Source organism: Ramlibacter sp. (genome assembly GCF_028292805.1).
Classification (GTDB): domain Bacteria; phylum Pseudomonadota; class Gammaproteobacteria; order Burkholderiales; family Burkholderiaceae_C; genus Ramlibacter.
The window spans coordinates 1-13,021 of record NZ_JAQGLS010000212.1 but is presented as its reverse complement, the minus strand read 5'-3'; the positions used below and the strand labels follow the sequence as shown (position 1 = coordinate 13,021).

The 13,021-nt window shown below is 68.8% G+C and carries 13 protein-coding genes and 2 pseudogenes; 6 read left to right on the top strand and 9 right to left on the bottom strand.

Annotated elements, in window-relative coordinates; genetic code table 11:
* Nucleotides 1-190, bottom strand: a pseudogene (locus JWP65_RS13195) (insulinase family protein); the annotation flags it as partial.
* Between the two features lie 20 nt (nt 191-210).
* The gene (locus JWP65_RS13190; protein ID WP_299764422.1) at nt 211-1,632 is read right to left on the bottom strand and encodes a pitrilysin family protein; all 1,422 of its coding nucleotides are present in this window, start codon (nt 1,630-1,632) and stop codon (nt 211-213) included.
* Between the two features lie 29 nt (nt 1,633-1,661).
* Here JWP65_RS13190 and ftsY point away from each other — a divergent pair, with 29 nt between their 5' ends.
* Together ftsY and selD are read left to right on the top strand one after the other, a co-directional pair.
* On the top strand, nt 1,662-2,792 hold the full coding sequence (gene ftsY / locus JWP65_RS13185) for a signal recognition particle-docking protein FtsY (RefSeq protein ID WP_299764420.1): 1,131 nt from the start codon (nt 1,662-1,664) through the stop codon (nt 2,790-2,792).
* A 12-nt stretch (nt 2,793-2,804) separates the two neighbouring features.
* Nucleotides 2,805-3,863, top strand: a complete 1,059-nt coding sequence (selD, locus tag JWP65_RS13180) for a selenide, water dikinase SelD (protein ID WP_299764418.1) — start codon at nt 2,805-2,807, stop codon at nt 3,861-3,863.
* Here selD and cutA read toward each other — a convergent pair.
* Nucleotides 3,817-4,185 carry a divalent-cation tolerance protein CutA gene (cutA, locus tag JWP65_RS13175; protein WP_299764416.1) on the bottom strand — a complete coding sequence of 123 codons (369 nt, stop codon included), beginning with the start codon at nt 4,183-4,185 and terminating at the stop codon, nt 3,817-3,819. The genes selD and cutA overlap by 47 nt on opposite strands.
* 52 nt (nt 4,186-4,237) lie before the next feature.
* Between cutA and JWP65_RS20170 the strand changes: the two genes are divergently transcribed.
* The 3 genes from JWP65_RS20170 (at nt 4,238) to JWP65_RS13160 (ending at nt 7,618) form a co-directional block, all read left to right on the top strand.
* Complete coding sequence (locus JWP65_RS20170) at nt 4,238-4,417, top strand: hypothetical protein (protein WP_367280510.1); 180 nt, start codon at nt 4,238-4,240, stop codon at nt 4,415-4,417.
* A 431-nt stretch (nt 4,418-4,848) separates the two neighbouring features.
* Nucleotides 4,849-5,781, top strand: coding sequence for an RNA polymerase sigma factor RpoH (gene rpoH / locus JWP65_RS13165; RefSeq protein ID WP_299764414.1), 933 nt, complete (start codon nt 4,849-4,851; stop codon nt 5,779-5,781).
* Between the two features lie 115 nt (nt 5,782-5,896).
* The gene (locus tag JWP65_RS13160) at nt 5,897-7,618 is read left to right on the top strand and encodes a 7TM diverse intracellular signaling domain-containing protein (protein ID WP_299764412.1); all 1,722 of its coding nucleotides are present in this window, start codon (nt 5,897-5,899) and stop codon (nt 7,616-7,618) included.
* A gap of 106 nt (nt 7,619-7,724) precedes the next feature.
* Here JWP65_RS13160 and JWP65_RS13155 read toward each other — a convergent pair whose 3' ends face one another.
* Genes JWP65_RS13155 through JWP65_RS13135 form a run of 5 tightly spaced genes read right to left on the bottom strand, consistent with a single transcriptional unit; the run spans nt 7,725 to nt 11,732 of the window.
* Nucleotides 7,725-8,318 carry an SCO family protein gene (locus JWP65_RS13155; protein ID WP_299764410.1) on the bottom strand — a complete coding sequence of 198 codons (594 nt, stop codon included), beginning with the start codon at nt 8,316-8,318 and terminating at the stop codon, nt 7,725-7,727.
* Between the two features lie 7 nt (nt 8,319-8,325).
* On the bottom strand, nt 8,326-9,195 hold the full coding sequence (gene cyoE, locus JWP65_RS13150; RefSeq protein WP_299764408.1) for a heme o synthase: 870 nt from the start codon (nt 9,193-9,195) through the stop codon (nt 8,326-8,328).
* Nucleotides 9,192-10,340 carry a heme A synthase gene (locus tag JWP65_RS13145; protein ID WP_299764406.1) on the bottom strand — a complete coding sequence of 383 codons (1,149 nt, stop codon included), beginning with the start codon at nt 10,338-10,340 and terminating at the stop codon, nt 9,192-9,194. The genes cyoE and JWP65_RS13145 overlap by 4 nt, the downstream gene beginning before the upstream one ends.
* 2 nt (nt 10,341-10,342) lie before the next feature.
* Nucleotides 10,343-11,065, bottom strand: coding sequence for a hypothetical protein (locus JWP65_RS13140; protein ID WP_299764405.1), 723 nt, complete (start codon nt 11,063-11,065; stop codon nt 10,343-10,345).
* Nucleotides 11,016-11,732, bottom strand: coding sequence for an SURF1 family protein (locus JWP65_RS13135; protein WP_299764404.1), 717 nt, complete (start codon nt 11,730-11,732; stop codon nt 11,016-11,018). Before JWP65_RS13135 ends, JWP65_RS13140 begins: the two co-directional genes overlap by 50 nt.
* Nucleotides 11,733-11,762: 30 nt before the next feature.
* Between JWP65_RS13135 and JWP65_RS13130 the strand changes: the two genes are divergently transcribed.
* Entirely contained in the window at nt 11,763-11,981 is a 219-nt protein-coding gene (locus JWP65_RS13130) for a twin transmembrane helix small protein (RefSeq protein WP_299764403.1), read from the top strand.
* A 110-nt stretch (nt 11,982-12,091) separates the two neighbouring features.
* On the opposite strand, the pseudogene JWP65_RS13125 reads toward JWP65_RS13130, so the two are convergent.
* Nucleotides 12,092-12,973, bottom strand: a pseudogene (locus JWP65_RS13125) (cytochrome c oxidase subunit 3).
* Between the last annotated feature and the right edge of the window lie 48 nt (nt 12,974-13,021).

Genomic DNA, 13,021 nt, shown 5'->3' with positions numbered 1-13,021 from the left:
GCCGGCCGCCGGCGTCGACGTCGATCTGCACGTCCACCATCGGCAGGCCGTGGCTTTCCACCAGCCACACCTGCGCGCCGCTGGCCTGCTTCCAGTGCTGGATAGGCAATGCCGCCCAGGCCGGCTGCGCCAGCACGCAGGCGAGCGCCACCAGTTGCGCCGCGCGCGCCAAGAATCTTGCTTGCTGCATGGGTGCTTGTCCTGTCCTTCTCAGTGGCGGGCGCCGGCCGGCGGGGTGCGCGGCTTGCGGTTGGGGTCCAGCGGCAGCGGGCGCAGGATGCCCACGCTCAGCTGGTCGTCGCCGAAGTAGCGCGCGGCCACCGACTTGACCTGGTCGGCCGTCACCTTGGACAGCCGCTCCATCAGGCGGTCGCCGGAGTCCGGCGCGAAGCCCATGACCCAGGCCCCACCGAGTTCGCGCGCCTGGTTCATCACCGAGTCGAGCTTGTAGATCTCGCCGGCAATCCAGCGGGTCTTGACCCGCTGCAACTCCGCTTCGGTGACGCCTTCGCGCGCCACCTTGGTGACTTGCTCGCGCAGCGCCGCCTCCACCTGCTCCGGCGTCTTGCCGGCCGCCGGAATGCCGGTCAGCGTGAACAGCTGCGGCCCGCGGCCCCACAGGCCGTTGCCGGCGCCGACGCTGTCGGCCACGCGGTCGGGGCCTTGCGTCAGCGCGCGATCCAGGCGCGCGCCTTCGTAGCCATCGAGCACCGCCGACAGCACCGTCAACGCCAGCGCGTCGTCGTTGTCCGGGGTGGCTTCGAACGAGCGCAGCTGCGGCACCTTGAAGGCCAGCGCCACGAAGGACTGTTCGGCCGGGGCCTTGAATTCCAGGCGCCGGATGCCGGCCTGCACGGGCTCCTCGCGCGGCTTGCGCGCCGGCACCGGCCGCGCCTGCAGCTTGCCGTAATGCTTGTCGACCAGCCGCCGCACTGCGGCGGGCTCGACGTCGCCGGCCACCACCACGGCGGCATTCGCCGGCACGTACCAGCGCCGGTAGAAGTCACGGGCGTCGCCTGGCGTCATCGACTCCAGGTCGCTCATCCAGCCGACCACCGGCCGGCGGTAGGGCGAGGCCTGGTAGACGACGGCACTGAGCTGCTCGAACAGCTGCGAGCGCGGGTTGTCGTCGGTGCGCGAGCGCCGCTCCTCCTTGACCACTTCGAGCTCGCGCCTGAACTCCTCGTCGGCCCACTGGTTGTTGGCAAAGCGGTCGGCCTCCAGCCGCATCACGTCCTCCAGCTTCTCCCTGGGGATTTGCTGGAAGTAGCCGGTGGCGTCGCGCGTTGTGAAGGCGTTCTCGCGCCCGCCCAGGGCGGCGACGCGGCGCGAATACTCGCCCACCTTCAGTTCGGCCGTGCCTTTGAACAGCATGTGTTCCAGCACGTGCGCCACGCCGCTGGTGCCGTCGACTTCGTCCATCGCGCCGACGCGCACATAGAGCATGTGCACCGCCGTCGGGGCGCGTTTGTCGGGCTTGATGATCACCGTCAGGCCGTTGGGCAGCGTGTACTGCAACGGCTTTTCCTGCGCCGGTGGCGGGCCGGCGAATTGGGCCTGCGCGGAGGGCAGAAAACCAAGGGTCAAGGATGAGGCAAGAACGAGGAGGAAAGAGCGCAGATGCTGTTTCATAGAATCATGTGATTCTAGAAACCTTCTCAATGTTCAGTTTCTTTCGGAAAAAACCCAAACCGACCGACCCTCCAGTCGCCGCGCCGGCTCCCGCCGTGGCGCCTGCGCCGCCGTTGGCGGCGCCCGCGCCTCTCCCGATCCCGGTCGCCACGCCTGCCCCCACGCCGACGCCCACCGCCGCGCCGGCCAGGGCCGGCGGCCTGATCGGCAGCGCGCTGGTCGCGCCCATGGAGATCCCGGTGGCGGCCGAAGTCGCGCCGGAGCGGCAAAGCTGGATGGAGCGCCTGAGCGCCGGCTTGCGCAAGACCAGCACCAACATCTCCCAGGTCTTCACCGGCGCCGTCATCGACGACAACCTGTACGAGGAGCTGGAGACGGCGCTGCTGATGGCCGACACCGGCGTCGGCGCCACCGAGTACCTGCTGCAGGAGGTCAAGCGCAAGGTCGCCTCCAGCGGCGCCACCCGCCCGGTGCAGGCCAGGAACATCCTGGTCGACGCGCTCACCCAGCTGCTGCGGCCGCTGGAAAAGCCGCTGGTGATCGGCGAGCACCAGCCCACCGTGATCATGGTCGCGGGGGTCAACGGCGCCGGCAAAACCACTTCGATCGGCAAGCTGACGGCGCACCTGGCCAACGAGGGCGAGTCGGTGCTGCTGGCCGCCGCCGACACCTTCCGGGCCGCCGCGCGCGAGCAGCTGGCCGTCTGGGCCGACCGGAACCGGGTGGAGATCGTCAGCCAGGAAGGCGGCGACCCGGCCGCCGTCAGCTTCGACGCCGTCACCGCCGGCAAGGCGCGCAACAAAGGCGTGGTGATCGTCGACACGGCCGGCCGCCTGCCGACCCAGGTCCACCTGATGGAGGAACTGCGCAAGATCAAGCGGGTGCTGATGAAGGCCGACCCCGGCGCGCCGCACGAGGTGCTGCTGGTGATCGACGGCAACACCGGCCAGAACGCGCTGCAGCAGGTGCGGGCCTTCGACAACGCGCTGGGCCTGACCGGCCTGATCGTCACCAAGCTCGATGGCACGGCCAAGGGCGGCGTGCTGGCCGCCATCGCCCAGGAAAAACCCATTCCCGTGTACTTCATCGGCGTGGGTGAGAAACTGGAAGACCTGGAAACCTTCAACGCCCGCGAGTTCGCGCTGGCCCTGCTGACCTGAGACCGCCACACCATGAGCAAGACCGAACCCCGCCTGACTTCCCTATCGCACGGGGGCGGCTGCGGCTGCAAGATCGCGCCCGGCGTGCTGTCGGAGATCCTGCGCGACACCGCCCGCATGCCGCTGCCCAAGGAACTGCTGGTGGGCATCGAGACCGCCGACGACGCCGCCGTCTACCAGCTGAACGACGAGCAGGCGCTGGTCGCCACCACCGACTTTTTCATGCCGATCGTGGACGACCCGTACGACTTCGGCCGGATCGCGGCGACCAACGCCATCTCCGACGTCTACGCCATGGGCGGCAAGCCGATCCTGGCGCTGGCGCTGGTGGGCATGCCGATCAACGTGCTGTCGACGGCCACCATCGGCCGCATCCTGGCCGGCGGCGAGTCGGTCTGCCGCGAAGCCGGCATCCCGATCGCGGGCGGTCACACCATCGACTCGGTGGAGCCCATCTACGGCCTGGTGGCCCTGGGCCTGGTGCACCCCAAGCGCGTCAAGCGCAACGCCGACGCTCGCGCCGGCGACGTGCTGGTGCTGGGCAAGCCGCTGGGCGTGGGCATCCTGTCGGCGGCGCTGAAGAAGGAACAACTGAACGCGGCCGGCTACGCCACAATGATCGCCACCACCACCAAGCTGAACACGGCCGGCCCCGAGCTGGCCGCGCTGGACGGCGTGCATGCCTTGACCGACGTGACGGGCTTCGGCCTGGCGGGCCACGCGCTGGAACTGGCCAAAGGCTGCGGCCTGACCGTGGAACTGGCCTGGGACCGCGTGCCGCTGCTAGACGGCGTGCAGGCGCTGGCGGCCGACGGCATGGTCACCGGCGCGTCCGGGCGCAACTGGGACGGCTATGGGGCGCAGGTGGACCTGCCGGCCTCGTTCTCCGCGATCGACAAGGCCTTGCTGACCGATCCACAGACCAGCGGCGGCCTGCTGGTGTCGTGCACGCCAGCGGCAGTCGACCAGGTGCTGGACACCTTCCGCCGCCACGGCTTCGAGGCCGCTGGCGTCATCGGCGAAGTCAGCTCGGCGCCGGGGGGCCGACTGCGGGTGCGCCAGGCAGGCTGACCTCGCTGCGCACCCATTGCGCGTAGCCGGCGCTGGCCTGCATCGCGCAGGCCAGGAACTGCGGCATGGCGTAAGGGTGCCGCTCGGCCAGCAAGGCCTGCAGCGCCCCGGCCGCAGCCGGCAGCGTCTTGATCACCAGCCGCACCTCCGGCTCCTCGCAGATGCGGCCTTCCCAGCGGTAGACCGACTGCAGCCCCGGCTCCAGCTGCACGCAGGCGGCCAGCCGGCGCTGGACGATCTCGCGCGCCAGCGCCTGCGCGTCGGCCAGCGTCTCGACCATCGTCGTCACGCTCAGCACCTCCAGGGATGTAGAGTCTTCCATTGCGCACCTCACATCGGTCAGAATGCGGACATTCTCCGTGCCAAGGAGCCGCATGACCACGCTTGCCGACGCCGCCGCCGCGGCCCTCCACCCGCAAGGTCGACAGTTGCTCGCGCATGACGGACAGAACCACCGGCATCCGGGCAACGAACGCATCCACTCCATCGCCATTCCGCTGATCTTGCTCAGCCTGGTCGGACTGCCGTGCTGTCTGCACCCCTGGGTGGCCTAGGGCTTGGTGCTGGCCAGCATGGTCTATTGCGCCCGGCTGTCGGCGCCGTTCCTGCTGGCCATGGCGCTGCTGTCAGCACTTGCGCCCATGGCCCTGGCCAGGGCCATGGGCGCAAGTGCTGACTATCTCAATCGCCGCGTTCGTCGGCCTGGATCGCCCAGTTCCTCGGCCACAGGATGCAAGGCAAGAAGCCCTCGTTCTTCGAGGACTTGCAATACCTCTGGGTTGGCTCCATCTTTGTCCTCAGCAAGCTCTTCTTGGAGCCGGGTATCCGCTAGTAAGCGGGCGCCCACATCCCCCTCCTTTTCACTGGCCAACGGAAACCGGGTTATCCGGGATTACCCGCATTCGGCTATTCTGACTACGGAACCGAAGCTTTGGCACTCCGTCTAACAGAGTGCTAACATTTCCACGAACAAGGAGTTTCCGGCATGTCCTCATCCATTGGAGCCCCAGCAACCACCGCGTTGGCTGTCGCCAACCCATGGGCCGTCGTGCCGTCGCTGGGCAACCTGGACGCGTACATCTCCGCCGTCAACCGCATGCCGATGCTGACGCCCGAGGAAGAGCAGGAGTTCGCCCGCAAGTTCAGGAACGACAACGACCTGGAAGCGGCCGGGAAACTGGTGCTGTCTCACCTGCGGCTGGTGGTGTCGGTTTCGCGCAAATACCTGGGCTACGGCCTGCCGCACGGCGACCTGATCCAGGAAGGCAACATCGGCTTGATGAAGGCCGTCAAGCGCTACGATCCGGACCAGGGCGTGCGGCTCGTCAGCTATGCCCTGCACTGGATTCGCGCCGAGATCCACGAGTACATCCTGAAGAACTGGCGCATGGTCAAGGTCGCCACGACCAAGGCCCAGCGCAAGCTGTTCTTCAATCTGCGCTCGATGAAGCAGGGCTTCAAGGACGACGCCGACGCCCAGACCCACCGCGACACCCTGACGGACGCCCAGATCGACCAGATGGCGACCCAGCTGAACGTCAAGCGCGAGGAAGTCATCGAGATGGAAACCCGCATGTCGGGCGGCGACATCATGCTCGACCCGACGCCCGGTGACGACGGCGAAGCCTTCGGGCCGATCGCCTACCTGGCCGACGGCAGCCACGAGCCGACCCAGGCAATCGAGAACCGCGAGCGCGACACGATGGCCACCGACGGCATCGCGGCGGCGCTGGAGCAGCTCGATCCGCGCAGCCGCCGCATCGTCGAGGAGCGCTGGCTGAAGGTCAACGACGACGGCTCGGGCGCGATGACGCTGCACCAGCTGGCGGCGGAGTACGGCGTTTCGGCCGAGCGCATCCGCCAAATCGAGTCCGCAGCCATGAAAAAGATGAAGAAGGCGCTGGCGGCGTACGCCTGAGAGCGTCGCCATCTTCCCGAAAGCCCGGCCGCCGCCGGGCTTTTTTGTGGGCAAATCGTTACATTGTTCACGACGGTTCCCAGGCGCCTCAGCCGCGGGCGTCACAATCCGTCGCATGAGGAGCAGTTCCCTGCGTTTCCTCGCCGCGACCCTGCTCTGGTGCGCCTGCTGGTGCGGCTCGGCAGCGGGCGGCGAAGCACCCCCCCTCCCGTCGCTGACCGCGGGCGGGAGCAAGCCGGTTGCGCTTGACGGCGCCAGTCGCTACTGGATCGACGAGCGCGGCGACCGCACCATCGAGCAGGTGGAGACCGCCGGCGACGCCCTGCCCTGGCGACCGCTGCAAAAGGACCAGCAATTCCGCCTGGACGGCAAGGCGCTGTGGGTCCGGTTCGATGCACGCGCCGCGGAGCACGCGGCCTATTTCCTGGAAGTCGCCTCCCCGAGCACTGACCTGGCGCAGCTGTTCCATCGCGACCGCGCCGGCAAGTGGGTCAGGCAGCAGGCGGGCGAGGCCCTGGCCGTCTCTGCCTGGCCGGTCCCCGGGCGGGTGCCGGCGTTCGAGCTGGCAGCGGACGTTGCGACGCCGACCCGCTACCACCTGCGCATCGAACACGGGCGCGCCGACTTCGTGCCGCAGCTGGCGGTCTACCGCGACACCGCCCTGCTGGCCAGGCGGGCCCAGGAGCAGCTGCTGTTCGGCGCCTACTTCGGCCTGGCCGGCCTGATCGCCGTGGCGGCCCTGGTGCTGGGCGTGGCCTGGCGCGACCGCAGCTTCCTGGCGTTCTCGTTGTACGCCGCTTTCCTGGCCCTGGGCCAGCTGGCGCGGGTGGGCGTCGGCGCGCAACACCTGTGGCCGGACTGGCAGTTCTGGAACGACGCTGCCGGCGCGGCGTGGCCCGGCCTGCCGACGGCCGCGGCCCTGTGGTTCATCAAGGTGGTGACGGAGCCGGCGCGGCTCTCGCGCGCCCTTGACCTCGGGGTCTGGGCGCTGGTTGCGGCCTTGCTGGGCGCCGTCGCGCTGGACATGGCGATCGCCACCCGCCTGAGCATGTTCCTGGTGCTGTTGCTCACGGGCCTGTCGCTCGCCGCCATCCTGAGCATGGTGGTGTGGGGCTGGCTCGACGGCCGGGACCGCCACCTGCGGCTGGTGGCGCTGGCCTTCGTGCCGATGGTGGTGGTGGCGCTGTTTCCGCTGGCCCGCGGCCTCGGGCTGGCGCCGGTCAGCACCTGGACGCGGTACGGCCTGTTCTACGGAACCGTGCTGCAGCTGCCCTTGCTGTTCTACGCCTTGCACGTGCGCTCCATGGCCGCACGGGAAAGCCAGTTGCGCACGGCGGCGCTGTCGCGCACCGATGCGCTGACCGGACTGCCGCACCGCCGCGGGCTGCTCCAGCGGCTGGAGACCTCGCTGACGCGCTCGCGCGGCCTGAAGCAGCCCTGCGCGCTGCTGGGGGTGCGGGTGTCCAACCTGGACGCCATCATCGAGGAATTCGGCCGGAACGCCGCCGAGCAGGCATTGGTGGTGGCCGGCTCGCACCTGCGCCGCGCCATCGACGACATCGACATGGCGGCGCGGGTGGGCGAGCGCGAATTCGCGGTGCTGCTGGAGTGCCCGACCACCACCGAGATCGTGGCCTCGCGCGCGCAGCAAATCGTGGCCAGTGGCCTGCGCCAGATCGACGCCCTGCCGGCGGCGCTGACACTGAAGTTCCACGTCGCGGTCGCCCTGCTGCCGCACCGCGACCTGGACGCGTCCGCCACCCTGGAGTGGGTCATGGAAGGCCTGGACCAGATCACGCCAGACGCGCGCAAGCTGATCAAGCCGCTGAATTTGTAGCACTCGAAATCGCTACGCGACCGTCGAGTGGCTGATCAATGTGCGCGGGCCGGCAAAGCCGGATCCTCGGCACAGGGCGACGATGCGCCGGCCGATTCCGCGCGAGTCAAGCCCCCTTGAGCAGCAGCTTCAAATCGTCCGCCAGCGCCTGGGCGCCGCTGCCGTAGCGGGTGTACAGGCGCAGCCGGCCTTGCGGGTCGTACACGTAGCTGGCGGCGCCGTGGTCCATGGTGTAGCTGCCGGCGGTCTTGCCTTCGACCTTCTTGTAGTACAGCTTGAAGTCCTTGGCGACGGCCGCCAGCTGTTCCGGCGTGCCGCGCAAGGCCAGAAAGCTCGGGTCGAAGTTGGCCATGTACTCCTTGAGCACCGCCGGCGTATCGCGCTCTGGATCGACCGTCACGAACAGCCCCTGCACCTTGTCGCCGTCGGCACCCAGCAGCTTCTTGGCTTGGGCCAGTTCGGTCAGCGTGGTCGGGCAGACGTCCGGGCACTGGGTGAACCCGAAGAACACCACCACCGCCTTGCCCTGGAAGTCCTTGAGCGAGCGCTGCCGGCCGTTGTGGTCGGCCAACTGGAAGTCGCGGGCGTAGTCGGCGCCGGTGAGGTCCACGCCCTTGAACCGGGGCTTGGCCTCCATGCAGCCGGCGGCCCCAAGGGCCAGGCCGGAGGAAAGGGTCAGGAGGGCGGTGCGACGCAACATGGTGGGGTCAAAGCAGGTAGTGGTCCAGCAGCAGCGCGGCGAACAGCACGCTCAGGTGGATCAGGGAAAAACGGAAGGTCTCGCGCGCCAGCGCATCGGAATACTGGCGCCAGAGCCGCCAGCCGTAACTGGTGAAACCCACGCTCAGCACGACGGCGGCCGCGAGGTACAGCCACGAGCTCATGCCGTAGGCGAACGGCATCAGACAGGCGGCGAACAGCACCAGCGTGTACAGCAGGATCTGCAGCCGGGTGAACTCGTTGCCGTGCGTCACCGGCAGCATCGGCAAGCCGGACTTGCGGTAGTCCTCCACCCGGTAAAGGGCCAGGGCCCAGAAATGCGGCGGCGTCCACAGGAAGATGATCAGGAACAGGATCAGCGCCTCGGGGCTGACGTCGCCCGTCATCGCGGCCCAGCCCAGCACCGGCGGCATGGCCCCCGAGGCACCGCCGATCACGATGTTCTGCGGCGTCAGCGGCTTGAGGATCACGGTATAGATCACCGCATAGCCGACGAAGGTGGCCAGCGTGAGCCACATCGTCAGCGGATTGATCCACGCGTACAGCACCCAGCAGCCAAGCACGCACAGCACCGTGGCGAACGACAGCGTCTGCCAGTCGCTCAGCTCGCCGCTGGCGGTGGCGCGCCAGGCGGTGCGCCGCATCTTGGCGTCGATGCCCTTTTCCACCAGGCAGTTGAAGGCGGCCGCGGCGCCCGCCACCAGCCAGATGCCCAGGCAGGCGATGGCCGCCGTGCGAACCTCGGCCCAGGCCGGCAGGCCCGGCACCGCCAGCACCATGCCGATCAGCGCGCAGAACACGATCAGCTGGACCACGCGCGGCTTGGTCAGGTGGTAGAACTGCTGGAAGCGGTTCATGCGGAGACCCTCCGCGCGGCCGGCGAGCCTGCCGCGACGCCACGCTCGGCGCGGCTCGCGCGCAGCGCCCAGGTCAGCACGACCACCAGCGCAGCGGCGCCACCGGTGTGGGCGACCGCCGCCACCAGCGGCCAGCCCAGCACCACGTTGGACAGTCCCGACGCGAACTGCCACAGCGCCAGCACGGCGATCCATCGCCCCGCCAAGCGCAAGGGGCCGCCGCGCAGTTGCCAGGCCAGCAACCCCAGCACGACGAACAGGCCGTAGGCCATCAGCCGGTGCGCATAGTGGATCGCGGTCAGCGCGGCGAAGGTGATGTGCTCGCCGGCGCCGGACTTGCCCAGTTCGCGCCACAGTTCGAAGCCGCCGCGCAAGTCCATGGGCGGCCACCAACTGCCCTGGCAGGTGGGGAATTCGTTGCAGGCCAACACCGCGTAGTTGGTACTGACCCAGCCGCCCAGCGCCACCTGCAGCCACAGCAGCACGAAGGCCGCCACCAGCCAGTTGCGCGTCTCGGCGGGGATGGCGGCGGGCCCGGCGCCCTGCCGAGCCTGGCGGTAGGCCACCGCCTGCGTGCACAGCAGCGCCAGCAGCACCAGGCCGCCCAGCAGGTGCAGCGTGACGATCGCCGGGAACAGCTTCATGGTGACCGTGAACGCGCCGAACGCGCCCTGCAGGCAGACCCAGACCAGGGTAAAGCCCGGCCACCACGAGCTGACCGGCAGACCGCGCTTGCGCTGCCGCCAGCTGGTCACCGCCAGCGTCAGGATCAGCACGCCGACGCCGGTGGCCAGGTAGCGGTGCAGCATCTCGATCCAGGCCTTGCCGTGCGTGACCGGCCCGGTCGGCATGCGCGCTTGTTCGGCCCGGATCTGCTCGATGGCGCCGCTGGGGCTGGCGCTGCCGTAGCAGCCCGGCCAGTCGGGGCAGCCCAGGCCGGAGTCGGTCAGGCGAGTGAAGGCGCCGAACAGCACCAGGTCGAAGGTCAGGAACAGCGTCAGCACCGTCAAGGCCGCCAGCCGCTGCGCCGGTTCGGCCTGCCGGTTGCGCAGCCAGACCCAGGCCAGCGGTCCCAGCGCCACGGCGATGCCCAGCAGCATCAGCCGCACGGCCGGCGAGAAGTCGAACAAGGGTTGCGCGTCCATGCTCAGGCCCCCGGCCGGCCGGGCTTGTCCCAGCCGGCGGAGCCTCGCATCAGGCGCTCCAGATCCTTGCGCACCTTGGCCGCGTCGGAGCCGTCCTGACCGGCCGGAAAGCGCATCATCCAGTTGCCCATCGGGTCCACCACGTACAGGTGGTCCGACAGCTGATGGCCAGGCTCCGGCGCCACCCATTGCGCCAGCTGACGGCCATCCACCCGCAACACCGTGGCCTCATGCAGCGCCGGCCGGAGCGACTCGCGCACCGGCGCGCCGTCCGCCACCAGCCAGACCCACTCCAGGCGCGCCTTGTCGCGGCCCAGGCTCTCGCGCAGCTGCCGCTGCAGGTACAGGCGCTGCTCGCAGGCCGCGTCGCAGGCGCCGCCGGCGACGCTGACCAGCAGCCACTGGTCTTTCAGGGTGGCCACGTCGACCGGCTTGCCGGCCAGGTCGGTCGCCTGCAGCTGCGGGATCGGCCGCTGCGGCTCGACCAGCGCGCCGTAGTTGCGGCGGCCCTCCGGCCGCACCACGTAGTAGGTGAAGTAGGAGGCCAGCATGGGCGCCGCGCACACCAGCAGCACGGCCAGCATCCGCAGGCGGCCGCGCCTGGTGCGCCGGGCGTCGACCAGGGCCGCCTGCTGCGGCTGCGGCAACGAATGGACCGTCAGCCCCAGGGGCTGGTCAAGGGCGCCGGACTTGGCGGCGGGGGAGGATGAGTTGGAACCAGACATACAGGATCGCGATCAGGCCGGAGAGCGCCCACCATTGGGCGGCGTAGCCATAGTTCTTGGCGGCGCCAGTGGCGGCCTGCGGCCACTGGCGCAGCAGGCCTTCGGAGGCGTCGCCCAGCTGCTGCACGGACAACGGCAGCAAGGGCAGCCCGGTCTCGGACTGGAACCGGGCCAGGTCCAGATTCTGCCGGATGGCGCCCTGCTCTTCCTCGGCGAAGGCATAAAGCTTGGCGGGCGGCGGGGCCAAGCGGCCGCGCAAGGTGACGACGCCGGTCGGCGTCTCGATCGCTGGCAGCTGCTCGCGCCGGGCGAAATTGCGCTGGACCCAGCCGCGCTGCACCAGGACGGCGCCGTTGCTGCCTTCCAGCCGCAACGGCGTGACCACATAGAAGCCGGGCTTTCCATTCATCTGGCGGTTGTCCAGGTAGACAGTGGCCGAGGCCACCCACCGCCCGCGCAGCTGCACCGGCATGTGCACCAGCGCCGGCAGCTCCCGCAGCCGCGCCAGCAAGGCGGCATTGGCCAGGGGCGCGGCGTCCTGACGCGAGGCCACCGCCGCCTGCAGCGCCAGCTTCTGCTGGGCCCGGCCCCACTGCCACGTCCCCAGGGCCAGCGTCAGCGCGATGCCCAGCAGCGCCGCCACTGCGATCATCCAGCGCTTGAGCATGGCGCAATGCCTCCGCCGATAATGGAGGCAATGACATACCTCGTGATCCTGGCGTTCGTGGCGATCCTTGGCAGCCTCGCCGCCGCCCTGTACTTCATGATGCGCAACGGCGACGACAACCGCGCCAAGGGCAGCAAGATGGCGCGCGCCCTGGCGTTTCGCGTCGGCTTTTCCATCCTGCTGTTCATCTGTGTCCTGCTCGCGTGGAAGTTCGGCTACATCAACCCGACGGGGCTGCCGCTAAGGTGAAAAAGGGCCGCTTGCGCGGCCCTTTTTCACGGGGGCTGGGGGTTTGGGGGTAGGGGCTGCGGGGGGACGGCGGCTCTTGCCTAAGCCCTGATTCCTGGCCCCTCTGCCCCCTACATCCAGTAGACCAGGATGTACAGCCCCAACCACACCACGTCCACGAAGTGCCAGTACCAGGCCGCGCCTTCGAAGCCGAAGTGGCTGTCGGCGGTGAAGTGGCCCTTCATCAGGCGCAGCGTGATGACCAGCAGCATCAGCGTTCCGATGAACACGTGGAAGCCGTGGAAGCCGGTCAGCATGAAGAAGGTGGAACCGTAGGCCCCGGAGCTGAGCTTGAGGTTCAGGTCGGTGTAGGCGTGGAAGTATTCATAGCCCTGCACGAACATGAAGATCACGCCCAGCAGGACCGTGAGCCACATGAAGGCGATGGTGCGGCCGCGCAGGTTCTCGCGCAGCGCATGGTGGGCGATCGTGAGCGTGACGCCCGACGACAGCAGCAGCGCCGTGTTGATGGTCGGCAGCCAGAACGGCGTCATGGTCTGGAACGGCTCGATGATGCCGGCCGGCGACGCGGTGGCGCCGGGCGAGGCGCTGGGCCAGACCGCCTTGAAGTCGGGCCACAGCAGCGCGTTGTCCAGGCCGCCCAGGGCCGGCACCGAGTGCGAGCGCATCCACCACAGGGCGGTGAAGAAGGCGCCGAAGAACATCACTTCCGAGAAGATGAACCAGCTCATGCTCCAGCGGAACGACAGGTCGATGCGGTGGCTGTACATGCCGCCTTCGCTCTCGCTGATGGCTTGCCGGAACCACTGGAACAGCACGACGAACAGCCACAGGAAACCGAACAGCACCAGGTACTTGCCCCAGTCTTACCGGTTGATCCACTGCGCGGCGCCGAAGTTGATCCAGAACAGGCCGAAAGACGCCATCGCCGGATGGCGCGAAGGCTGGGGCACGAAGTAGTAAGGCGTGGCGCCGGTTGTGCTTGAACTCATATCAACTCCTGATTCGCTAATTTTTATCGGGCCGGGCCGTCACTGCAC